Annotated in this window: 19 protein-coding genes; 5 read left to right on the top strand and 14 right to left on the bottom strand. The window is 67.9% G+C overall.

Features of this window, described 5'->3' with window-relative positions; translation table 11 throughout:
* Window positions 1-51 precede the first annotated feature (51 nt).
* Window positions 52-348, top strand: coding sequence for a helix-turn-helix transcriptional regulator (locus A9975_RS16210; RefSeq protein WP_043356716.1), 297 nt, complete (start codon window positions 52-54; stop codon window positions 346-348).
* Here the strand turns inward: A9975_RS16210 and A9975_RS16205 are convergent.
* Complete coding sequence (locus A9975_RS16205; protein WP_183033729.1) at window positions 345-2258, bottom strand: ATP-binding protein; 1914 nt, start codon at window positions 2256-2258, stop codon at window positions 345-347. The genes A9975_RS16210 and A9975_RS16205 overlap by 4 nt on opposite strands.
* An 11-nt stretch (window positions 2259-2269) precedes the next feature.
* Entirely contained in the window at window positions 2270-2977 is a 708-nt protein-coding gene (locus A9975_RS16200) for a response regulator transcription factor (RefSeq protein ID WP_183033713.1), read from the bottom strand.
* Between the two features lie 427 nt (window positions 2978-3404).
* Between A9975_RS16200 and A9975_RS16195 the strand changes: the two genes are divergently transcribed.
* On the top strand, window positions 3405-3653 hold the full coding sequence (locus A9975_RS16195) for a hypothetical protein (RefSeq protein ID WP_183033711.1): 249 nt from the start codon (window positions 3405-3407) through the stop codon (window positions 3651-3653).
* Here the strand turns inward: A9975_RS16195 and A9975_RS16190 are convergent.
* The 7 genes from A9975_RS16190 to A9975_RS16160 form a co-directional block, all read right to left on the bottom strand.
* Window positions 3632-4642 carry a PleD family two-component system response regulator gene (locus tag A9975_RS16190; RefSeq protein WP_183033709.1) on the bottom strand — a complete coding sequence of 337 codons (1011 nt, stop codon included), beginning with the start codon at window positions 4640-4642 and terminating at the stop codon, window positions 3632-3634. The two genes, A9975_RS16195 and A9975_RS16190, sit on opposite strands and share 22 nt — an antisense overlap.
* 112 nt (window positions 4643-4754) lie before the next feature.
* Window positions 4755-5777: a chemotaxis response regulator protein-glutamate methylesterase gene (locus A9975_RS16185; RefSeq protein ID WP_183033707.1), complete on the bottom strand. Its 1023-nt coding sequence runs from the start codon at window positions 5775-5777 to the stop codon at window positions 4755-4757.
* Window positions 5774-8152, bottom strand: coding sequence for a hybrid sensor histidine kinase/response regulator (locus tag A9975_RS16180; protein ID WP_183033705.1), 2379 nt, complete (start codon window positions 8150-8152; stop codon window positions 5774-5776). The genes A9975_RS16185 and A9975_RS16180 overlap by 4 nt, the downstream gene beginning before the upstream one ends.
* Window positions 8149-8901, bottom strand: coding sequence for a chemotaxis protein CheW (locus A9975_RS16175; protein ID WP_370564757.1), 753 nt, complete (start codon window positions 8899-8901; stop codon window positions 8149-8151). The genes A9975_RS16180 and A9975_RS16175 overlap by 4 nt, the downstream gene beginning before the upstream one ends.
* Complete coding sequence (locus tag A9975_RS16170) at window positions 8894-10237, bottom strand: protein-glutamate O-methyltransferase CheR (RefSeq protein WP_183033703.1); 1344 nt, start codon at window positions 10235-10237, stop codon at window positions 8894-8896. Before A9975_RS16170 ends, A9975_RS16175 begins: the two co-directional genes overlap by 8 nt.
* Entirely contained in the window at window positions 10234-10722 is a 489-nt protein-coding gene (locus A9975_RS16165) for a chemotaxis protein CheW (protein WP_183033701.1), read from the bottom strand. The genes A9975_RS16170 and A9975_RS16165 overlap by 4 nt, the downstream gene beginning before the upstream one ends.
* A gap of 36 nt (window positions 10723-10758) precedes the next feature.
* The gene (locus A9975_RS16160) at window positions 10759-12375 is read right to left on the bottom strand and encodes a methyl-accepting chemotaxis protein (protein ID WP_183033699.1); all 1617 of its coding nucleotides are present in this window, start codon (window positions 12373-12375) and stop codon (window positions 10759-10761) included.
* Between the two features lie 292 nt (window positions 12376-12667).
* Between A9975_RS16160 and A9975_RS16155 the strand changes: the two genes are divergently transcribed.
* On the top strand, window positions 12668-13993 hold the full coding sequence (locus A9975_RS16155; RefSeq protein WP_183033697.1) for a bifunctional diguanylate cyclase/phosphodiesterase: 1326 nt from the start codon (window positions 12668-12670) through the stop codon (window positions 13991-13993).
* 274 nt (window positions 13994-14267) lie between these two features.
* Window positions 14268-16955: a DUF6600 domain-containing protein gene (locus A9975_RS16150; RefSeq protein WP_183033696.1), complete on the top strand. Its 2688-nt coding sequence runs from the start codon at window positions 14268-14270 to the stop codon at window positions 16953-16955.
* Between the two features lie 72 nt (window positions 16956-17027).
* On the opposite strand, the gene A9975_RS16145 is transcribed toward A9975_RS16150, so the two are convergent.
* From A9975_RS16145 to A9975_RS16125, 5 genes are all read right to left on the bottom strand, one after another.
* Window positions 17028-18200 (bottom strand): ABC transporter substrate-binding protein, encoded by a 1173-nt coding sequence (locus tag A9975_RS16145; RefSeq protein WP_174425293.1) that lies wholly within the window; start codon window positions 18198-18200, stop codon window positions 17028-17030.
* 245 nt (window positions 18201-18445) lie between these two features.
* On the bottom strand, window positions 18446-19153 hold the full coding sequence (locus A9975_RS16140) for an ABC transporter ATP-binding protein (protein WP_150993387.1): 708 nt from the start codon (window positions 19151-19153) through the stop codon (window positions 18446-18448).
* Window positions 19140-19904, bottom strand: coding sequence for an ABC transporter ATP-binding protein (locus tag A9975_RS16135; protein ID WP_183033693.1), 765 nt, complete (start codon window positions 19902-19904; stop codon window positions 19140-19142). Before A9975_RS16135 ends, A9975_RS16140 begins: the two co-directional genes overlap by 14 nt.
* Entirely contained in the window at window positions 19897-20943 is a 1047-nt protein-coding gene (locus A9975_RS16130; protein ID WP_183033691.1) for a branched-chain amino acid ABC transporter permease, read from the bottom strand. The genes A9975_RS16135 and A9975_RS16130 overlap by 8 nt, the downstream gene beginning before the upstream one ends.
* Before the next feature lie 10 nt (window positions 20944-20953).
* The gene (locus tag A9975_RS16125; RefSeq protein ID WP_150993602.1) at window positions 20954-21817 is read right to left on the bottom strand and encodes a branched-chain amino acid ABC transporter permease; all 864 of its coding nucleotides are present in this window, start codon (window positions 21815-21817) and stop codon (window positions 20954-20956) included.
* 439 nt (window positions 21818-22256) lie between these two features.
* Here A9975_RS16125 and A9975_RS16120 point away from each other — a divergent pair, with 439 nt between their 5' ends.
* The gene (locus A9975_RS16120; protein ID WP_183033689.1) at window positions 22257-23150 is read left to right on the top strand and encodes an IclR family transcriptional regulator; all 894 of its coding nucleotides are present in this window, start codon (window positions 22257-22259) and stop codon (window positions 23148-23150) included.
* Window positions 23151-23226 lie beyond the last annotated feature (76 nt).

Raw genomic sequence — 23226 nt, 5'->3', positions numbered from 1 at the left:
CTATGTAGATCTGCTCTATCGCACCGCTGGCTGGTGTGTCACAGGAGCCGCATGAGAGCGCCAACGCTAGACGGCTTCGTTTCGAAGCTGTACATCCTCAAGCTTGTCCAGTCGAGCCCGTCGACGGTCATGACGCTGGTCGACCGCCTGCGCGAGCATGGCGTGGAAAAGAACATCCGTTCGCTCAGGCCCATCCTGCGCAGCCTGATGATTGCGCGCGCGATCACAGCGGAGCTGGTGGAAGGCAGTGGCCGCGTCTATTGCATTACCGATAGCGGACGCGAAGAACTGCACAAATACCTGTCGCACCTCGACGTCCTGCAAAGCGACATCGAGCAGACGCGCTAGGACTGAGCCTCGCCCTCGGCCCACCGCGCCGGGTAGAGCAGCAGGCTGACGGTCGTGCCCCGCTCCGAAGACGCAATCGACAACTCGCCGCCAATGGCGGCCGCGCGGCTGCGCATATTGGCCAGGCCGTGGCCCTGCGCGCCGGACGTCGCATCGAAGCCGCGCCCGTCGTCGCGGATCTCGATCAGGATGGCCTCGGCCTCAGCGCTGGCGCCCGCTAAGCTGCGCGCCACCACTTGCACCGTAGCGCCGCCGGCATGCTGCATCACGTTGGAGAAGGCTTCCAGCAGCAGGTACTGCAGCTCGCGCACGATCTGCGGCGTCAGGCCGGCCACGGGCGGCAGCCGCTCCACTTGCCAGTCCACCCGCAACTTTGCCGCCTCCAGGCGCGCCCGCAGCCGGTAGCGCAGGTTGCCCAGCACCACGGCGAGGTCGCCGCCGGTGTCTTGCATGGCATCCACCGAGAGCTTCAAGGCATCCAGCGCTTGCTGCAGATGTTGCTGCAGCATCATGGGCGAGCCATGGCCCGAGCGCAGCAGGCTGAGCGCCCCGACCAGCGTGCTGCCCAGGCCATCGTGCATGTCGCGCATGATGCGCCCGCGCTCTCGCAGGGTGGCCTGCTCGCGCTCGATTTCGCGTGAGTGCGCATAGAGCAGATGCAACTCTTCTTCCTTTTGCGCAACCTTGCGGTCCAGGTTGCGGTTGAGCTCGGCCAGCGTGCTGGTGGTGCGCGTATAGCGGTCCACCAGCAGCCAGGCCATGCTGAGGCTGAACAACTGCGAGACGTACTTGGTCAGCGAGGTGTCCCAGTAAAAATCGTTGCTGAACTGGATGCGGATCACGTCGGCGGTGCTCAGCGCGCTGGCCAGCGCCACCGTGGCGGCCAGCACCAGGCGCTCGCGGCTGGGGCGCCGCAGCGCCGCCCACGCGAGCGCCGTGGCGATGCCGCACGCCAGCAGCATGTTGACGGCCCAGTCGAACAGCTTGAGGCTGGGGGCGTTGAACAGGAATGTCATCACCACGATCAGCGGCAGCTTGATCCACAGGAAAGCGGTGACCAGCCATGCCGGCCACGGCGAGCGAACGTCGATGATGATCAGCGCGAACCGGGCGGTGGCCACGATGAACAGGGTCCGGCTGGCCAGCACCAGCACCTGCCACGCGTGCAGCGGCAACGGGGCGCTGTCCAGCAGGCGCTCGACCACGCTGACCGACCATGCGATCTCGGCTAGCGCATAGAGGCCGAACAACGGATCGCGCTGGCGCCACCAGATCAGCAGCGAGATCGCCGTCAGCAACAGGCTCAGCGCGGTGATCACCAATGGCCCGATCACGCGGAACCAAAGTGCACCCAGGTAGTGCGAATGCACCAGCTGGCCCGGCCCGAACTCGACGCGCGACAGGCCGGCCTTGGCATTGGCACGGGCGGCGATCTTGATCGTCAGCACATTCTCCGGCAAGAGCATGGCCTCGGGCACGGGGATGTACAAGGGGCGCTGGCCGCCGTAGAGGGCTGGCGCATCCATGGCGCCGGAGGCGGCCAGCAGCTTGCCGTTGAGATGCATTTCGAAGCTGTTGGCCGCGCGCGCCAGGTACAGCGCGGGGATGTCCTGCCCGCCGCCGTGGTAGGGAAAGGCCAGGTGGTAGGTCGCCGTGCCGTCGCGGCCGGGGTAGATGCGGTCCCAGTCGTGGGGTAGTGCGATCTCGGCCGGCTGTGGCGCCTGGCCTTGCCCGGCGCCGTCGGGGCGGACCACGGCCAGCGCTTGCTGCAGCACCTGCACCTGGTTTGCCGGGTCCGGCGCCGATGGCCGCGACGAATCCTGGCGCTCGCCGCAGGCGGTGACCCCACAGCCCATGGCGAGCCACAGGGCACTCAGGCACACCAGCCGCAGGATGGGCAGCAGGGCCATCGGCATTGGCCTCAAAAGGTCTTCAACAGGCCAAGCTTGTGGGCTTCGAATACGGCCTCGGTGCGGGAGTTGACCGCCAGCTTGCCGTAGATATTCTTGATATGCGCCTGCACGGTGTGCACGCTGATCGCCAGGTGCCCGGCGGTTTCCGCATAGGTGTACCCGCGCGAGATCAGGTCGAGCACCTCGGTCTCGCGGGCGGATAGCGTCACGTCCATGCCAGGGGCGCCCTGCGCGTCCGGCGCCGGGATGCCAGGCACGCTGGCACTGCGCAGCCGGGTGATGACCTTGCGCGCGATCACCGGGCTCATCGGCGAGCCGCCGGCGCGCAACGCCAGCACGGAGGCGCGCAGATTGTCGTCCGATTCGTCCTTGAGCAGATAGCCGGTGGCGCCCGCGGCGATGCTGGCCAGCACATTGGCCTCGTCACCGAACATGGTGATCACCATGCAGTCGCAGCGCGGGTGCAGCCGGCGCGCGTGGCGGATGACATCGATGCCGGACCCGTCCGGCAGCCCGAGATCGCACAGCAGCACGTCGGGCTCGTGCGCGGCCAGCCACTCGCAGGCGCTGGCGCGCTGCGCGCAGGCCGCCATCACCTGAATGCCCGGCAAGCTGGCCAGCGCACTTTGCAGGCGCGCGCTGGTGGCGGGGTCATCCTCGACCAGCAGGACGCGGATATCGGCTTGCGGGGCCGCAGACAGGTTCTGTGAGGGCATGGTTTAGGCTGAGGTGGTCTCGACTATGGCGCGGATTGGCTGGGGGCGGTACTCCATATTCATGGGATGGCGTCTGGCGGCAATCGTAGCGCCGGCGCCGGATACGGTCAAACCGGCGGCAGCCCGCGCCGCCGCAGGGGGGGCAGGGCAGGGAGAAAGGAGAACGGAGAAGGAACCAAACCTACCCTTCGGTTCGGCCGTGTTTCCCGCCAGTCAGGCGGGAAACACCCCAGCGCGATGCGAAGCGAGCCGTGGAGGTTCACCAAGGCCGTATGGGGCGCCTCGGGCTTCGGCGAAAAGAGCGGAAAAGAGGGACCCATGTCTGAGTATCGCCTTAAGGCGATGCGAGTTTGGGTCCCGGCCGCTCTTTTCGTCGAAGCCCGAGGAGGTAGTCGCCCCATCCGGCGCGCCTTCTTTGCCTACTTTCTTGGCAAGACAAGAAAGTAGGTCGCCGCCCCGCAGGGGTGGTGAAACCGCAGTTGAAGCTGCAGTTGAAGCTGCAGTTGAAGCTGCAGTTGAAGCTGCAGTTGAAGCTGCAGTTGAAGCTGCAGTTGAAGCTGCAGTTGAAGCTGCAGTTGAAGCTGCAGTTGAAGCTGCAGTTGAAGCTGCAGTTGAAGTTGAAGTTAAAGCTCCAACCCAACCCACCCTCACCCCTCAAGAAGTCATAACAACCTGATTCCTCCCATTCCGCTTAGCCTGATAAAGCCCGGCATCAGCAATCTCCACAATCCGGCTAAAAGGCAAATCCGCACCAGGCACGATCGCCGTGCCCCCAATGCTGACAGTCACATGCTGCCCCACCGGCGACCCGCTATGCGGCACCTGCAGGGACTCGATCGCGCGCCTGACCTTCTCGGCCAGCAGCCGTGCCCCGCCGGGCGAGGTGGACGGCAGGATCATGGCGAACTCCTCGCCGCCAAAGCGCGCCGGAAGGTCCGCCGGGCGCGCGCAGTTCTCGCGGATCACGCGGGCCACGCGGCGCAGCACCTCGTCCCCGGCCACGTGGCCATAGGTGTCGTTGTAAGCCTTGAACGAGTCCACATCGATCATCAGCAGCGCCAGCTGGCTTTGCTCGCGATTGGCGCGTTTCCATTCGGCCCCGAGGTACTCGTCGAAATAACGCCGGTTGGACAGCCCGGTCAGCCCGTCCGAGTTGGTCAGCCGTTGCAACTCCAGGTTGGTCTCGAGCAACTGCTGCTGGCTCTGGCGCAGCGCGCGGTAGGCCTCGTCGCGCTGCTGCAGGTTAAGGTAGGAGCGCGAGTGATAGCGGATGCGCGCGACCAGCTCGATGGTGTCGGGCAGCTTGACCAGATAGTCGTTCGCGCCGGCGGCGAAGGCCGCGCTCTTCATGAGCGGGTCCTCCTTGGTGGAAAGCACGATGATGGGGATATCGCGCGTTGCCGGGTTGGCGCGGTAGCGGCGCACCAGCGTCAGGCCGTCGATGCCGGGCATCACCAGATCCTGCAGGATCACCGTGGGGCGGGTGCGCTCGGCCACGGCAACGGCCTCGTCAGGCTTGGCGCAATAGTGAAAATCGATATCGTGTTCGGGCTCCAGCTCGCGCCGTACCGCTTCGCCTACCATGGCCTGGTCGTCCACCAGCAGCACCATGGCCAGGTATTCATCCGGGCGCAGGGGCGCTCTAGGGGTTGTATCTTTAGGCATTGTCTTCCTCGTGCTCTCCGACCTGGAGACGCTAACAGCATGATCCTGGCATGGCGGCGCGGGTGCGCGCGGCCAGGTTTGCATCGTTTTTCATGTTGTTAGCGCCTCTGTGCTACCCCTGGTTGTTGATGGCATTGCATGCCCGTACGATGCGGGCGGCGATCTGCTGCAAAGGCAGGATTTCGCTGGCGGCCCCAATGGCGGCGGCGGCCTTGGGCATCCCGTAGACGGCACTGCTGGCCTGGTCCTGGGCGATGGTCAGGTAGCCGCGCTCGCGCATGGCCTTGAGGCCGAGCGCGCCGTCACGGCCCATGCCGGTGAGCAGCACGCCCACCGCGTCACCGCGCCAGTGCTGCGCCACGGTCTCGAAAAACACATCGATCGACGGCCGGTACAGGTAGTCGCTCGGCTCTTCGGTATAGACCATGCGTGAGGCGCTGACCAGGCGCAGGTGGTCGTTGGTGCCAGCCAGCAGCACGGTGCCCGGCTGCGGCGCCTCGCCCTCGCGGGCCAGGCGCACCGGCAGCGCGCACTGCGCGTCCAGCCAGTCGGCCATGCCGGCCGCGAAAGCCTCGTCCACGTGCTGGACTGCGACCACGGCGGCGGTGAAGCTGGCCGGCAGGCCACCCAGCACGGTAGCCAGCGCGGCCGGGCCGCCGGCCGACGCGCCCAGCGCGACAAGGCGCTCGGTACTCGCCTTGTGCCTTGGCGCCGCGGCCACGCGCGCGGGGCCGGTGCGGCCCTCCAGCAAGCGGCCGATATTGCGGATCTTGCGCAGCAGGGGGCCGCTTGCCAGTTGCGAATCCGGCTGGGTCAATGTGGGCGTGTCCACGGCGTCGATGGCGCCTTGTCCCATGGCATCGAAGACCTGGGTGGCGTTGCGGCCAAGGTCCATGGTCACCACCACGATGGCGCATGGCGTGGCGGCCATGATGCGGCGGGTTGCCTCGACGCCATCCATCACCGGCATCATCAGGTCCATCAGGATCAGGTCGGGCGTGCGCACGGCGGCCAGGCGCACGGCGCTCTCGCCATCCTCGGCCACCCATGTGACCTCCAGCGCGGGATCGAGGGCGATGACGCGCCGCAGGGCGACCACCGCCAGGTGGGAGTCGTTGACAATGCCGATCTTCATGCGCGTGCTTCTCCAATCAGGTCTTGCACCGCATCGAGCAACGCGGCGTCCTGGAAGCTGCCCTTGGCCAGATAATAGTCCGCGCCGGCCTGCAGGCCGCGCTGGCGATCCTGCTCCCGGTCCTTGTAGGAGACCACCATCACGGGCAGGTGCATCAGGCGGCCCTCGCGCTTGATGCGGCTGACCAGCTCGATGCCGTCCATGCGCGGCATGTCGATGTCGGTGATGACCAGATCGAAGGATTCCGCGCGCAGCACGTTCCAGGCATCCATGCCGTCCACCGCGACCGTGACCTCATAGCCGCGGTTGGACAGGAGCTTGCGCTCCAGCTCGCGCACCGTGAGCGAATCGTCCACCACCAGCACGCGCTTGCGCCGCACCGGCGCTGCCTCCGCTGCGCGGCGGATGCGGTCGATCTTGCCCTCCGAGAGCAGCTTCTCCACCGAGCGGACCATATCCTCCACGTCGAAGATGAGCACCGGCGTGCCATCCTCGGTGAGGCTGCCGGCGGCGATGTCCTTGATCTTGCCCAGGCTTGCCACCAGGGGCTGCACCACCAGGATGCGCTCGCCCAGCAGCCGGTCCACCGCCACGCCGTAGGTACGTTCGTGATCGCCCAGGACCACCACCGGCACGGTGTCCTCGTCGCGCCGGGTCTCCGCCTGCTGCAGGACCTGTGCCGCGCTCACCAGCCCGACCTGGCGGCCGCCAAAGCGGAAGTGCTGGCGGTTTTCCAGCTGTTCGATGCTGCCGCGCTCGAGGTTGATGGCCTGCATGACATAGGCCAGAGGAAAGGCATAGGCCTCGCCGGACACCTCCACCAGCAAGGCGCGCACCACCGACAAGGTGAGCGGCAACTCCAGGTGGAACTGCATGCCGCGCCCGCTTTCCTGCGTCAGGCGGATGCTTCCGCGCACCTGGCGGATCATGTCCTGCACGGCGTCGAGCCCGACGCCGCGCCCGGACACCTCGCTGACCGTGTCGCGCATGCTGAAGCCGGGCAACAGCAGGAAGTCGAGCAGCTCGGCCTGCGACAGCCTGGCCACGGTGTCCTCGGGCACCAGCTTGCGCTGCACGATGGCGGCGCGCAAGGCGTCGAGGTCCACGCCGGCACCGTCGTCGGCAATCACGATCATCAGGCGGCCGGCGTTGTGGCGCGCGTTCAGCGTGATGCGGCCTTCGGCCGGCTTGCCGGCGGCGCGGCGCGCCTCGGGCAGCTCGATGCCGTGGTCCACCGCGTTGCGCAGCAGGTGCGCCAGCGGCGCTTCGAGCTGTTCCAGGATGTCGCGGTCGACCTTGGTGCTCTCGCCGACCAGTTCAAGGTGCACTGCCTTGCCCAGCGAGCGCCCCAGGTCGCGCACCATGCGCGAGTAGCCGGTGAGCCCGTCGGCGAGGGGCCGCATGCGGCTGGCCAGTGCCCGGTCGTAGAGCTGGTGCGAAAGCTGGCCGGTGCGGTGGTCGTACTGCTCCAGCTCCGTGACCCGTTGCGACAGTTGCTGGTGGCTCTCGCCCAGCAGGCGCTGTGCTTCTGCCAGCGCGGCGTGGGCGGCGGGATCGGCCGCGCTGGCCGCGAGCGTGACCTGCAGGGCGTCGAGTGCCTGCAGCGCGCGCATCTGCATGCGCCGGGTTTGCTGCAGGGCGTTGCCGAAGGGCTTGAGCCAGTGCGTCTCCACCATCGCCGCGCCCGACAGCGCCAGCAGCTGGTCCAGCGTATCGGCGCTGACGCGCAGCATGCGCTCCTGGGCCTGCGGCTCGCGGGGGGCTTCGCCGGGCGCGAACGTGGCTGGCGTGGCTGGTGCCGTGGTTGCTCCTGGCGCTCCGGGGACCGTGTCGGCCGCCAGGCTATCGGGTGGTGCCGGGTGGATGGCCTCTGTCACCGCGGCCTCTGGCGCGCCTGCGGATATACCCCCGGGCGTTGCTGCCGCTGACGCATGACCCATGGCCCAGGCGTCGGAGTCCACCTCCTCGCCGGCCAGCAGCGCGGCCATGCGCAGCACCAGCGCATCGACCTCAGCCTTGCCGTCCCGGTCGGCCCAGTCCAGATCGCCGCCGGGCGGGCAGCCCAGCCGCAGCAGGAGGTCGGTGGCATGCAGCAGGGTGTCGATATGCACGGGCCGCAGCAGCAGCTCGCCACGCTGGGCGGCCACCAGGCAGTCTTCCATCACGTGTGCCACGCGCACGCCGCCATCCAGGCCGACGATGCGCGCGGCCCCCTTGAGGGAATGCGCGGCGCGCATGCACGCCTCGAGCTGCTCGGCCGCGGTGGGGTCGCGCTCCAGCGCCAGCAGGCCGGAGTTGAGGACTTCGGCCTGCGACTGCGCTTCCAGCGCGAACAGCTCGAGCAGCGAGGCGTCGCGCAACTGGTCGGGGTTCATGCCAGGCTCCGCTTCAAGGCTTGTTGCAGCAGGGCCGGGTCGAGCAAGCCCACCGTGCGTTGGCCGCTCTTCAGCAGCGCCCGGGTGTAATGCGCCGAGGCGCGTGACAAGGTGGTCGGCAAAGGCTGCAGGTCGGCTTCGGCGATCCGTTCGATGCCGGTGACTTCATCCACTGGCAGCGCGATGGCGGTGCGGCCCTGGCCCAGCACCAGCAGCCGGGCGCCGTGCCCGGCGCTGCCTTTGGCATTGGCGGCGGCGTTGGCGGCCGCGTTGGAGGCGGCGCCAGCGGCAGGGTCCTGCCCGAGCAGCCGTGCCAGCGAGATGCATACCAGCAGATTGCCGCGCACGCTGGCCAGGCCCAGTACCGCGGCGTGGCGGCGGTGCGGCAGCGAGTGCACGGGGCAGGGCGCGGTGACCAGCGCCAGCGCGCCCGCGGGCAGCGCCAGCCATTCGTCGCCGATGCGAAACACCAGGCATGACATGGCAGGCCCGCGCGCGGCGGTATTGGCATGACCGGCGTGGCCGTCCGGCAGGCTGACTTCGCCGGTGGGCAGGTTGTCGAGCAGCGTGAGCGCCGCGCGCGAATAGGTTGGGCAGTTGCGGCAATGGATGTGCTCGGCCAGCAGCGCGCAGCTGCCATCGCCCAGCACGCCGATGCGGCGCCAGCAATCGTCGACGGCGACCGTCACGGTGCCCATGCCGGGCGGCTGGCCATGTGCGGCCAGGGGATGCGATGCGGGCTCAGCCATGACGGATCGGGGTCTTGCGCTGTGCGCGGTTTCTCAGGCGGGCCGAGGCCGCGCCGTCGCCTTCCGCTTCCAGGATGGCAGCCATATGGTAGAGCGCCTCCTGGTGGGCCGGGTCGAGGTAAAGCGCGCGGCGATAGGACTCGCGCGCGTCGGCGGGACGGCCGGTGGCGTCGTAGAGCACGCCCAGCAGGCAGTAGCCGGCAGCCGACGGACCTTGCGTGTCCAGGTGCGCCACGCAGGCCGTCACTGCGGCGGCCAGTTCGCCGCGATCGGCAAGCCGGGATATCCGGGACAGCGCCTCGGCGCCGGCCTTGGCCCGTTCGGCCGCTTTGTCGGTGGCGGGGACGCCAGGTGCCGGTGCCGGTGCCGGGGGCGCTAGCACGCCGGTGGAACCCGCCTGGCCGCGTGCGGCCGGCGGCCTTGGGGGCAGTGGCGGCTGCGGCCACGGTTGCGGGGCGGCCCGGGCCGGCGCACTCGGGTGCGCAGGGTAGCGCGGCATTGCCGGCGTGGCGCTGCCCGCCTGGTGCGCGCCGCGCCGGGTGAAGGCAAAGGCGAGCGGCACGCCTGCCGAGATAAAGCCGTGCCGCGTAAGCAGGCTGGCCTCGGCCGGGCCGACAAAGAGCGTGGCATCCTGCCGGCTAAGCCGTTCCAGCATCTTGAGCGAACGGCGCTGGGTCGGCGGATCGAAATAGATCAGGAGGTTGCGGCAGAACACAAAGTGGTAGGGCGGTTCATTGGCCATCAGCCCCGGGTCGAGCAGGTTGCCGCGCAGCAGCCGCACCTTGGCGCGCACGTTGGCCTTGAGCGCGTAGCCACCCGCGCAAGGGGTGAAATGCCGGTCGCGGAAGTCCAGCGGGGCGCCCCTGAAGGAGTTGTTGCCGTATTGCCCGATGCGCGCGCGCTCCAGCGAGCGGGCGCTCACGTCCACGGCATCCACCTGGAAGCGTTGCTCCGGCACGCCGGCGTCCAGCAGCGCCATGACAATCGAGTATGGCTCTTCGCCGGTCGAGCAGGGCACGCTGAGGATGCGCAAGGGCGCGGCGCCGTCCGGCGCGCGATCACTGCCGAAGACCCGCATGGCGGCGAAGCGGCCGAGCGCCAGCAGCGCCTCGCGATGGCGGAAGAACCAGGTCTCGGGGACCACCACGGCTTCGATCAGCGACTGCAGTTCGTCCGGGTGCGAGTGCAGCAGGTTCCAGTACGCGTGGTGGTCGGGCACCGCGGCCGCTGCCAGGCGCTCGCGCAACGCGCGTTCGATCATGCCGGGGCCGACGGTGGCGGCGTCCAGGCCAATGCGCTCCTTGAGCAGCGCTTCGATATGGGAGGCGGTGGTCATGGCCCTGGCGCGCCGGCGTCAGCCGCCGGCAGATCGGGGAATAGCCTGGCGTGCACGTCATCAGGCAGCAGGGCATCGACCTTGATCCACTGCACCAGCCCCTGGCTGCCGCTGCGCACGGGCCCCAGGTAGCGGGCCGGGGCGGTGTCCACGCCGCTGTCGATAAACTCGGCGGGCTCGCAGCGCAGCGTCTCGGTAGCGTACTCCAGCCGTAGCCCGAGCAGGCGCGCGGGTGCCTCCGCGTGCCGGCGGTAATGCACCAATACGGTGCGTGTGCTGGTCCGGCTGGCGACCGGCGTGCCGATGGCCAGCGCATTGATGTCGATGACCGGCACCACCTGGCCGCCCCGCGCCAGCAGCCCGCTGACCCAGGCCGGCGCCTCGGGCAAGTGCTTGAGCGTGGTCAGCGGCAGCACTTCGACGATCTCCTTCGCGTCCAGCGCGTAGTGGTCGGGCCCGATGCGAAAGAGCAGGAAGAGTTTCATGGGGTGCCGTGGATGCCCGGGGCGCTCAACGTGCGCTCAAACCTTGAAGCGCGACACGCCGGTGCGCAGGTCGTTGGCGACCAGCGTCAGCTCGTCGATCGCCTGGCTGGACTGGCGCAGGGATTCCACCGTCTGCTGGGCCGCCTCGGACAACTGCATCAGGGCCTGGTTGATCTGTTCCGCGCCGCCCGCCTGGGCTTGCATGCCCTCGTTGACCATCTGCACGCGCGGTGCCAGCGACTGCACCTGGCCGATGATCTGGGAGAGCTGGTCGCCCACCTGGGTCACCTCCGACATGCCGCGCCGCACTTCCTCGGAGAACTTGTCCATGCCCATCACGCCCGCCGCCACCGCTGACTGGATCTCGCGCACCATCTGCTCGATGTCGTAGGTGGCCACCGCGGTCTGGTCGGCCAGGCGGCGGATCTCGGTGGCGACCACCGAGAAGCCACGCCCGTACTCGCCAGCCTTCTCGGCTTCGATGGCAGCGTTGAGCGACAGCAGGTTGGTCTGGTCCGCAACCTTGGCGATGGTGGTGACCACCTGGTTGATATTGCCCGCCTTCTCGTTCAGGGTGGCCAGCTTGGCGTTGACCGAGCCGGCGGCTTCCATCACATGGTGCATGGTGGCTTCCATGCGCGACAAGCTTGCCTGGCCGGTGCCGGCCAGGCCGGCGGTCTGCTCGGCGGCGCCGGAGACTTCGGTCATGGTGCGGACCAGGTCGCGCGAGGTGGCGGAGATCTCGCGCGAGGTGGCGCCGATCTCGGTGGTGGTGGCCGCCGTTTCGGTGGCGGTGGCCTGCTGCTGGCGCGCGGTGGCGGCGATCTCGTTGACCGAGGTGGTGACCTGGATGGCCGAGCGCTGGGCCTGTCCGACCAGCGCGGTGAGGTCGCCGGTCATCTGGTTGAAGCCCTGCTCGACTTCCAGGAACTCATCCTTGCGGTTTAGCGACAGGCGCTGGCGGAAGTCGCCGCCACGCATGTCGGCGAGCTGCCTGACGATCGCGCGCATCGGCACCGTAATGGAGCGGAACAGCAGGTAGCCGGCCACCAGCGACTCCAGAAGGGCGGCGATCAGGGAGATCTCGATGCTGATCTTGGCCGTTTGCACCGCCTGGTTGATGCTGCTGGCGCCCTCCTCGGCCACTTTGTTGTTATCTTCCAACAGTGCTTGCACGGCCGTGCGGCCTTCGGCCCAGGCTGCGTGGATGGGGCCGCGCAGCTTGGCCTCGGCGGCGGCGACCTCCGGGCCGGTCGCCGCGAACAGCGATGCCGAGACGTCATCATAGTGCCGGCGCAACTCGCGGTATTTCTCGAAGCGCTCGCGATCGTCGGCGCGCCGGATCGAATCGGCGTACTTAGCCTCCAGGCCATCCAACCGCTTGTGCAGGGCCGAGTTGGCCTCGGCGTATTGCCGGCGCTCGGCGTCATTGGCCGCGGTCACGCTCTGCCAGGCCAGCACATAGGTCTCGCCCCAGGCGCCGCGCATCGCGGTGCTGTAGTAGAGTCCCGGGAGCGCATCGTCGCGCAGCGCATTCGCGTGGGTCTGGATGGCCGACTGGCGGTCGTAGGCGACCACCGCCGTGAGTAAGATGACCGCCAGGATGAAGGCAAAACTTGCCAGGATGCGCGTGCGGATGGTCCAGTGAGTCACGGTGCGGTTTCCCGTTGCTTATTCTTGTCGGTGGGCGGTCCATGACCGGCCGGGCGCTCGGGAATCGGCGCGCGTGCGCGGGCCGGGCGCGAGCGGCCGGTTGATAGCGGCGTAGGGTACTGTAAGGCTCCGGCCATTTCAATGGCCGCCCGCGCAGCGGTAAGGAGATTCGATGCGTTGCAACTAGTTGCCGCAACATATCGTTTAACTTGGCTTGATTTTTTCCTGGTTTTAGTCACACTTGCCAGATAGACAGATCGGACCGATGTCGATAATCACGAACAGGGCAGGCATGGTGGCCAGGTCAGAGGCGAAGGCCGGCGCCCCGCCAAACGCGGACATTGATCCGCTGACGGGCGTAGCGTCGCGCCAGGCATTCTTGAACACGCTGGAAGGCCGCCTGCGCACGGAGGCTTCCCCGCGCTGCTCGCTATTGCTGCTTGGCATCGACGATTTCCGCGCGTTCAATGACATGCATGGCCATGCCGAGGGCGACGAGATCCTGCGCCGGGTGGCCCGCCGCCTGCGCGACGCCTCGCCGCGCGACGCCATCCTGGGGCGGATCGGCGGCGACGAGTTCGCCGTGCTGCTGCCTTCCATTGCCGATCCCACCCTGGTGCGCCACGTCAGCGCCGCCATCCTTTCGCTGCAGACCGAGCCCCACGAGTACGGCAACCGGCGCCACCACGTGCTGGCGAGCCTGGGCGCCTGCGTGATGCCTGCGGGCGGTGACAATGCTTCCGATGCCCTGGCCTCGGCCAGCCTGGCTCTGGGTCGGGCCAAGCGCGACGGCGGCCGCACCATCCGCTTCTTCAAGCCGCAGATGCGCACCGACGTGACGACCCGCCTGTCGCTGGTGCAAGCGCTGCGCGACGCCTACGCGCAGCGCCAGTTCGAGTTGCTGTACCAGCCCCAGATCGACCTGCGCGACGGCCGCGTGGTTGGCGCAGAGGCGCTGATGCGCTGGCGCCATCCCACCCAGGGCTTGCTGACGCCGGCCAGCTTCATCGATGCGCTGGCCGCCAGCAGCGTGGCGGCGGACGTCGGCGTCTGGCTGCTGCACACCGCCTGCGCCCAGGCGCGCATGTGGTCGCTCGGGTTTGCCGATGCACCGCGAGTGGCCATCAACCTGTTTGCCGCGCAGCTTAGCGAGAGCCGGCTGCTGACCGAAGTCCGTCACGTGCTGCGCGAGCTGGCACTGGCTCCGGAGCGGTTGGAGCTGGAGATCACCGAGACCATCGCCCTGCAGCAGGGCGACGAGTTTTCCGGGCAGTTGCAGACCCTGCGCCGCGATGGGGTGACCCTGACCTGCGACGATTTCGGCACCGGCTACGCCTCGCTCAGCTTCCTCAAGTCCTTCCCCGTGGACCGTATCAAGATCGACCAGTCGTTTATCCGCAATGTCACGCAGAACCCGGTCGACGCCGCCATCGTGCGCGCCATGGTGAACGTCGGTGGCAGCCTGGGCATCGGCGTGGTGGCCGAGGGCGTGGAAACCGTCGAGCAGCGGGATTTCCTCTCCGAGAACGGCTGCCATGAGGTGCAGGGCTACCTGTATGGCCGGCCCATGTCCGCCGACAAGTTCACCGAGTTCCTGCAGCAGTCCGCCGCCCGCTAAGCCGGGCCGGCCGTGCCTTTCCCCTCGCGCCGGCGTCCGGCGCCGATGCGCAATTGTTTCCAGCTTTGTCCTGAGTGCGCTGGCCCGCGGTGGCCCCGGCGGGCCAGCGCAGCCAGTTCGCGCCTTCCCGGCGCGGCTGCGCGGGGAAACAAGGGAAATATGTGCTTACAAAGTCAAGTGCGCCAGTCCGGCGGCCCGGCGTTATCGGAAGTATGGTGACAGCAGGGGCGGCAGGTGTTGGCCCGCGCGCCTATTTTGACCAAGAGGTATCCCCATGTTCCCTGACCGCAAGCTTGGCCCGCGCGCGCGCTTCCTGTTCCTGGCCACCAGCCTCGTTTTAGTCACTTGGCAACTGCCGGCGCTGGCGCAATCCGCCGATCCCAGCGACCGCATTGCCACCGTGACCGATGCCGCCGGCAACCTGAGCTTTGCCCCCGCGGGGTCCGACGACTGGGCGCAGGCCGCGCTGAACCGGCCGATCACGACCGGCGACCGCCTCTGGGTCGACAACGGCGGGCGGGCCGAGCTGCACGCCGGCTCCACGGCGATCCGGCTAGGCAGCGGCACTGCCGTGACCGTGCTCAATCTCGACGACAGCGCTACCCAGGTCAAGCTGACCCAGGGCACGCTGCAATTGCGCGTGCGCGCGCTGCCGCCCGACCAGCCGGTCGAGATCGATACGCCCAACCTGGCCTTCGTGCCGCGCGAGCCAGGCGACTACCGGCTGGACGTAGCGCCTGACGGCAGTTCCACGGTCGTCACCATGCACCACGGCTCGGCCATGCTGTACGGCGACAACCGCTCGCTGGAAATGCGGCGCGGCGAGCAAGTGCGCTTCGGTGGCACCGACCTGGCCGAGGAGGGCCGCGCCGCCAACCCGCCCATGGACGGCTTCGATAGCTGGACCATGGCGCGCGACGCGCGGGAGGACCGCTCGCCGTCCGCTCGCTACGTGGCGCCTGAAATGACGGGCTATGCCGCGCTGGACGATTACGGCGACTGGCAGGAAGACCCTGGGTACGGCGCCGTCTGGTTCCCGCGCGTGGTGGCCGCGGACTGGGCGCCCTATAGCGCCGGCCACTGGGCCTGGGTGGCGCCATGGGGATGGAGCTGGTGCGACGATGCGCCATGGGGCTTCGCCCCGTCCCACTATGGGCGCTGGGCGCGCGTTGGCGACCGCTGGGGATGGATGCCGGGCCCGAGGGTGGGCCGGCCGGTCTACGCGCCCGCGCTGGTTGGCTTTATCGGCGGCGGTCCGGGCAGCGGCTCCGGTGTGGCCTGGTACCCGCTAGGCCCGCGCGAGGCATATCGACCGGTCTATGGCGCCAGCCCGGCCTACATCACGCGCATCAACCATTTCACCGTCAACAATGAGGTGATCGAGAACCATATCCGGAACACCTATATCAACCGGAACGTGCCCGGCGCCATCACCGGCATGCCGGCACGCGCCTTTGTGCAAGGCCAGCGCGTGCCGCCCGGCGCGCACGGCATGGCATGGCGCAACCTGCCGCAGGGCGAGGCCAACGGCGCGCCGCCGCTGGCGCCCGTCAAGGCCAGCCTGATCGGCGCGGCGCCCGCGCGGCCGGCCCCGGCGGCAGTCATGCAGGGCTTCGCGCGCCCCGCCATAGCGGCGCGTGCGCCCGGCCGCCCGGCAGACGATGAACTGGCCCAGCGCTTTGCCCGCGCCGGCGGCACCGTGCCCGGCGCAGGCCCGGCATGGCAGGGTGGGCGCAATGCCCCGGGCGGCGGCCAGGCCATGGCACCCGCCCCGGTCCGGATGAGCCAGGCGGCACCGGGATACCACGGGCGCAACGGGGCAGGCCAGATGCCCGGCGGGCCGGGGACATCGAACGGCGGGAGTCCGGCAAATCCGGCAAATCCGGCAAATCCGGCAAATCCGGCAAATCAAGGCAATCCAGCCTTCGGGCCGCAGCGCGCGGAAGGCGGCGCCCGTGCCCCCGTGCCGCAAGGCCTGGTGGGTACCGACCATGGCGGGCAGCCGCCGGCGCAGGGCGGCGATCCGCGCACGCGCGGCTGGACCACGCGGCCGGAGCAGGCGCACGGCCAGCCGCCGCAAAATGGCCAGTCGGCCGCGCAGCCTCAGCAGGCGCAGCAAGCCCAACAAGCCCAACAAGCCCAGCAGCTTCAGCAACGCCAGGCTGAGCAGCGCGGCATGGTGCAGCAGAACGGCCGGACCCTGCAAACGGACCCGCAAGCCATGGCCCGCCAGCAGCAGGAGCGGCAGATGGGTGACCAGCAGCGGGCGCAACAGGCGCAGCAACAGCAGCAGGAGATGCAGCGCCAGCAGCAGCAAAGGCAGGTGGGTGACCAGCAGCGGGCGCAGCAGACGCAGCAACAGCAGCAGGAGATGCAGCGCCAGCAGCAGCAAAGGCAGGTGGGGGACCAGCAGCGGGCGCAGCAAGCGCAGCAACAGCAGCAGGAGATGCAGCGCCAGCAGCAGCAAAGGCAGATGGGTGACCAGCAGCGGGCGCAGCAAGCGCAGCAACAGCAGCAGGAGATGCAGCGCCAGCAGCAAAGACAGGCGGCGGACCAGCAACGGGCGCAGCAGGCGATACAGCAACAGCAAGCCATGCAGCGCCAGCAGCAGGATATGCAGCGTCAGCAGCAAGAGCAGCAGCGCCACCAGCAGGACATGCAGCGGCAGCAACAGGAGCAGCAACGCCAGCAGGAGCAACAGCGCCAGCAGCAGGTCATGCAGCGGCAGCAGCAAGACCAGCAGCGCCAGCAGCAAGACCAGCAACGCCAGCAGCAGGAGCAGCAACGCCAGCAGCAGCAACAGCGCCAGCAGCAGGAACAACAGCGCCAGCAGCAGGAGTTGCAGCGCCAGCAACAGCACGCCGCGCAGCCGCAGTCAGCTCAGCACGTGGCAATACAGCAGCAACCGCACGCCCAAGGGCAGGCAGACAAATCGCAAGAGCATGGACATGAGGTTCACTGAGCCGGCTCAGGCAGCCGGCTCAGGCGGCCGACCCCCGATCTGGGCGTCGGCCGCGTGGCCGGCCTTGCTGGCCTACTTAGCCAGCTCCGACAGGCGTACCGGTGCGATCTTGCCGTTCTGCACCCAGCCCACCACGGTGTCGGCAACGGTGCCGCCCTTGGCGTCGATGCTCTCGATCTCGTTGGGGTTGGCATCCTTGGCCAGCGTCTTCACCGCCTCCGGCATCCTGGCCCGGATTGCGGCCACGTCGCTGGTGGTGCCGGCCAGCTTCATGGCGCCGGCCAGCGCGTAGACCATGGTGTAGTTGAGCGACATCTCGGTGGTGGCGTCGCGCCCGTCATGCAGCTTCTTGTATTTGCTGTTGTAGGTTTGCGCGGCCGGGCGGGCATCGTTGGCCAGCGGCATCACGCCGATGGCGCCTTCGAGCATGGCAAGGCCGTTGGTGACCTTGGCCATTTCATCCAGCTTGGCCTGGTCCATCACGATGAAGCCGCCCTTGAAGCCCAGCTCGCGCGCCTGCTTGACCACCAGCGCGGTCGGCTCGGACGGGCCGCCGACAAACATCACGTCGGGCTTGTCGGCCAGCACGCGTGACACGCCGCTGTAGAAGTCGGTGGCCTTGGTGTAGGACATCGGGTTGTTGGCCACCACCTTGCCGCCCGCGCCTTCCCAGGCCGGCACAAACGCCTGCACCCAGGCCTTGGCGTAATCGTGGTCGGCCGGGGCCAGCGCTACGTTCTTGCCGTAGCGCTTCATCTGCGCCTTGATGAAGGGATCGATATAGCCGGTGTAGGACGGCGGGATGCGGATGGTCAGCTTGTTGCCGGTGTCCGTGATGCGCGGCACGCTGGAGTAGGCCATCACCAGGAACTTCTCCTGCTCGTTGAAGGCCTGCAGTGCAAAGATGCCGCCCGAGTGCGGCACGAACACGGCGGGCGTCTTGTATTGCTGCACCAGGCGGCGCGCGTTGATGGCGGCTTCGGCGGGGGCGTACTTGTCGTCCAGCGAGACCACTTCCAGCTTGACCTTCTTGCCTTTGACCTCAAGGCCCGAGGCGTTGATTTCGTCCACTGCCATCTGGATGCCGGACAGGACGTTCTTGCCGTACAGCGCGGCGCCGCCGGATAGCGGGCCGGTGTAGCCGAGTTTGACGACTTCCTGTGCGAAGGCGGTGCCGGATGCCATCAGGGTGGCTATGGCGGTGGCGGCTAGGGGGAAGAGGCGGCGGATCGTTTTGGTTTGCATTTGGCTGTCTCCAGTTGTGTTTGCACTGCGTTCGTTCTTGCCTGCTGGTTCTGGTCTTGCTCCCCTCTCCCGCATGGCGGGAGGGGGCGGGGGAGAGGGCGGGCGATCATTGCGCCGCCGCGCTGCGCAAAACCGTTGGCTTTGCTTTTTGTGGCTCCTAGCTAAGCCACCCCTCTCCCCAACTCTCTCCCCCTGAGGGGAGAGGGAGTAACTGCCGTCGTCATTTCCAACGGCTTTGGCGCGCTCTAGCCACCGATATAAGCGCGGCGGATTCCTTCATCCTTTAGCAGCGTGTCGCGGTCGCCTTGCATCACGATGCGGCCGCTCTCGATCACATACGCGCGGTGGGCGATGCCCAGCGCCGCATAAGCGTTCTGCTCGGCCAGCAGCACCGTGGTGCCCGCGCGGTTGATGCGCTGGATCACCTCGAACATCTGCTTGACCACCAGTGGCGCCAGGCCCAGCGATGGTTCGTCGAGCAGCAGCGTGCGCGGGCGTCCCATCAGCGCGCGGCCGAGCGCCACCATCTGCTGCTGTCCGCCGGAAAGCGAGCCCGCCGGATCGTCTTTTTTCTGCCGCAGGATCGGGAACATCTCGAAGACGTCTTCCAGCGAGCGCTTGATGCCGGCGGAGTCGCGACGGTGTACGTAGGCGCCCAGCGTCAGGTTCTTCTGCACGCTCATGGCGGGGAACAGCTTGCGCCCCTCAGGGCAGTGCACCAGTCCCGCCTGCACGATCTGCGAGGGCTTCATGCCGGCCAGCTCGCGGCCGTCAAAGCGCATGCTGCCGCCGCTGGTGCGGTGGATGCCGCTGAGCGCCATGAAGATCGAGCTCTTGCCGGCCCCGTTTGCGCCCAGCAGCACCACCAGCTCGCCGGCCGCGGCGTTCAGCGTGATGTTGTCGAGCGCGCGAAAGCTCCCGTACGAAAGCGAAACGCGTTCAAGCTGCAACATGGTCGGCTCCCAGATAGGCTTCGATGACCTGCGGGTCTTGCTGGATCTGCGCGGGCGATCCCTCGGCGATCTTCTCGCCGTAGTTGAGCACCATGATCTTGTCGGCCAGCCGCATGATCATGTCCATCTTGTGTTCAATCAGGCAAACCGTCTTGCCGTGGCGGACCATCTTGCGGATCAGTTCGGCCAGGCCCACGGTCTCCTCGGGGTTCACGCCGCCCGCGGGCTCGTCGAGCAGCAGCAGTTCGGCATCGGTGGCCAGCGCCAGCGCAAAGGCCACGCGCTTGCGCTCTTCCTGCGTGATGTCCGCCGCCACTTCATGCGCGAGGTGCGCCAGGCCCACGAAGTCGAGCGCCTCCTCGGCCTTGGCGCGGCACAGCCGTTCTTCCTCGCGCAGCCGGCGCGTGTTGAAGATCACGTCGGCCAGCCCCGCGTGCGTGCGCAGCCGGTGGCCGACGATCAGGTTGTCCAGCACGGTGGCGCGGTCGAACAGGTGCGTGGCCTGGAAGGTGCGGGCCACGCCAAGCCGGGCGATCTGGTCGGCGCGCAGGCCGGCCACGTCGCGGCCCTTGAGCAGGATCTGCCCGGAAGTTGGCGCATGGGTGCCGGCGATCAGGTTGAAGAAGGTGGTCTTGCCCGCGCCGTTGGGGCCGATGATGGCGTTGATATGGCCCGTCTCGAAGGTGATCGAGACATCGTGCACGGCGCTCAGGCCGCCGAATTTCTTGGTCAGGTTGCGGATCTCAAGCATGGTCGGCCCCTGCATTCGCAGCGTTTGCATTCGGGTTGCCGGCGACGGGCGCGTCGGCCGGGTGCGCGCGGCTTGTGCCGCCGCGGCGTGCGGCGGCGGCGCGGCGCGCCTGGCGCTTGGCCCACGAGCCCACGATGCCGTCCGGCACGAAAATGATCAGCAGCACCAGCACCGGCCCGAACACCAGCATGCGGTAGTCCTGCAGGAACTGCAGCGTCTGCGTGACCCACGGCACCAGCACCGCGCCCAGCAGCGGCCCCAGCAGCGTGCCGGTGCCGCCCACCAGCATCGCCATCACCATCTCGAAGGTCAGGTCGGTGCGCGCGATGTCCGGCCCGAGAAAACGCACCTGGCCCGCGTACAGCGCGCCGGCAAAGCCGGCATAGCCCACCGACAGCACGAACGACAGCACCTTGGTGCGCATCAGGTTGATGCCGAGCGCCTCCGCCAGCGCGTCGCTGTTGCGTACCGCCATGAAGCTGCGGCCCAGCAGCGAAGTGACGATGCGGTGCATCAGGAAGGTGCCCGCCACCAGGAAGAACAGCACCAGGTAGTACTGCGCCTGCACGTTGTCGAACGCGAGCGGGCCCACCGAGGCCGGCACCGGAATGCCGATCAGCCCCACGGTGCCGTGCGTCAGGCTCTCCCACTTCTCGATCAGCAGGTAGATGATGTAGCCGATGCACAGCGTGAAGATCGAGAAGTAATGGCCTTTGAGCCGCAGCGATACCACGCCGACGAAGTAGCCCACCACCATGCACACCACGCCGGACAGCACGAACGCCGCCCAGAACGGCACCTGGTGATCCACCGTGAGAATGCCCAGCGTATAAGCGCCGATGGCCATGAAGCCGCCGTGCGCCAGGTTGAGCTGGCCGGTGTAGCCCGTGATCAGGTTCAGCCCCAGCGTGGCGATGGCGTAGATGAAGGCCAGCGTCATCACCGTCAGGTAGTAGCTGTTGGGCGTGACCAGCGGGAACGCGATGGCCAGCGCCAGCAACAGGGCCCAGCCGGTCTTGCCTTGCAGTGTCTTTGTCATGGTGCGCTCCTTATGCGGCCTTGCCGGCAAACAGGCCTTGGGGGCGGATCGACAGGATGAGCACCAGCAGCGCAAAGGCGATGATGTCCTTGTAGTCCGTCGAGACGTAGAAGCCGCCGAAGCTCTCGGCCATGCCGATGATCAGCCCGCCCACGATGGCGCCGGGAATGCTGCCCATGCCGCCGAGGATGATGATGACGAAGGCCTTGGTGATGACCAGGTTGCCCATGCTTGGGTAGACCAGGTTGATCGGCGCGTAGAGCGTGGCGGCAATGGCGGCGAGCGCGCCGGAGATGGCAAACACCAGCAGCGTGACACGCGTGGCGTCGATGCCAACCAGCGCCGCGCCCTCGCGGTTCTGCGCCATCGCCACGATGGTGGAGCCGGTCACGGTGCGCGTGAGGAACAGGTGCAGCAGCACCATCAGCCCGAAGGCGGCGGCGATGATCAGCAGCCGTTGCGCCGGCGCGGTCAGGCCCATCACTTCCACCATCTGGCCGTAAGGCGTGGGCATGCGATGGAAGTCCGCGCCCCACATTGCCTGCGCGCCGGCTTCGAGGAACAGCATGATGCCGATGGCGGCGATCATGTCGTGCAACTCCGGCGCATTGCGCAGCGGATGGAACACCAGCCTGTCGGCCAGCATCGACAGGGCCGCCACCGCGATGGCGGCGGCGCCCATCGCCAGCCAGTAGTTCATGCCCAGCGACGTCATCAGGTAGTACGAGACGTAGGCACCTGCCATGTAGAAGGCGCCATGCGCGAAATTGGGCACGTGCAAGATGCCGTAGACCAGCGTCAGGCCCAACGCCACCAGGCTATATACGCCGCCCAGCGTCAGGCCGTTGAGGACTTGTTGAAGAAACAATGTCACGGGCTTACCTCATGCGACTTTTCGAATCACGAACGAAGGCACGCAAGCCGCGCTGCGGGCTGCGTGGAAATGGCCGCGCCGCGCAAAGAACAACGCGGGGGCCGCTTGGTCAGGCGGTGCGAGAGTCAGCCGCGGGGCGGTGCGGCCTGGTGAATGGCGTGATGCATGCTTGGTCTCCTGTGCGATGCGGCAATGGCCTGCCGTGCAGGCCCCGGGTGCGGTGTCGTCGTGTACCGTGAAGCGCTACGCATGTCTGCGTAGGTATGTTCCAGCACGATCGTTCGTTTTCATTGACTGTTGCATACGGCCTGAGGCACAGTCAAGAAATACGGAATAGTCTTCCGCACAGCGAAATAGCCGGCTTACCTCCGGCCCGCCATCTCCAAAGGCGGCCACAGGTCTGCTTCCCGCACCCAGTAGCCAAGCGTTATCGCCACGTATGAAGCGCACCTCGTCGATCCCGCTCTCGCCTGCCTCCTCCGCTTCCTTGCCGGGCGGCGCGCATGCCGCGGCCGTGCGTGCTGCCGATGCGCCGCACGACGGCGGGGAACCGGACATCGACCGTGACGACCGCAATTTCGTCACCGCGCTGGCGCGTGGACTGGACCTGCTGCGCGCCTTCGGCCCGCACGACGATTACCTTGGCAATGCGGAACTGGCGCGGCGCGCCGGCATCCCGCGCCCCACGGTTTCACGCCTGACCTACACGCTCACCAGCCTGGGCTACCTGATCTATTCCGCGTCGCTGGAGAAGTACCGGCTCGGCCAGGGCGCGATGGTGCTTGGCCAGCGTTACCTCGCCGGCTCGGGCATCCGCGAGATCGCGCAGCCGCTGATGCAATCGCTGGCGTTCGCCACCGATTGCACGGTGGCGCTTGCCACATCGGATCGCCACGAGATGGTGTACCTGGAAGTCTGCCAGCCGCGCGGCGCGCTGGTAATGCGGCTGGCGCCCGGCTCGCGCCTGCCCACCGCTACCTCCGCGATTGGCCGCGCGTGGCTGGCCGGGCTGGAGCCGCAGCGGCGCGCCGCCGTGCTGGCCGACCTCGAGCGCCACTACGGCGCGCGCTGGCCCACGATCCGCATCAAGCTCGAGCGTGCGCTGCGCGACTACGCCAAGCGCGGCTTCTGCCTGGCCCACGCGGAGTGGGACCGCACGGTCAGCGGCGCGGCCGCGCCCGTGGTGCTCGAAGGGGGCGCGGAAGTGCTGGCCATCAATATCGGCGGCGCGGCCACGCGGCTGACGCCGGAAATCCTCGACGGCAATCTCGGCCCGCGCATCCGCGAACTGGCCGAAGCGCTGCAGAGCCGTCTGTGGCAGGGGCGCGGATAGCCGCGCCGCGCGCCATCGATGCCATCGCCACGAATCGCTTTCTCACGGCCCCATGGCCACACATCCAGCTAGCAAT

This window comes from Cupriavidus sp. UME77 (assembly GCF_014170355.1).
Lineage (GTDB): Bacteria > Pseudomonadota > Gammaproteobacteria > Burkholderiales > Burkholderiaceae > Cupriavidus > Cupriavidus basilensis.
This window is presented reverse-complemented; position numbering and strand designations above follow the sequence as displayed.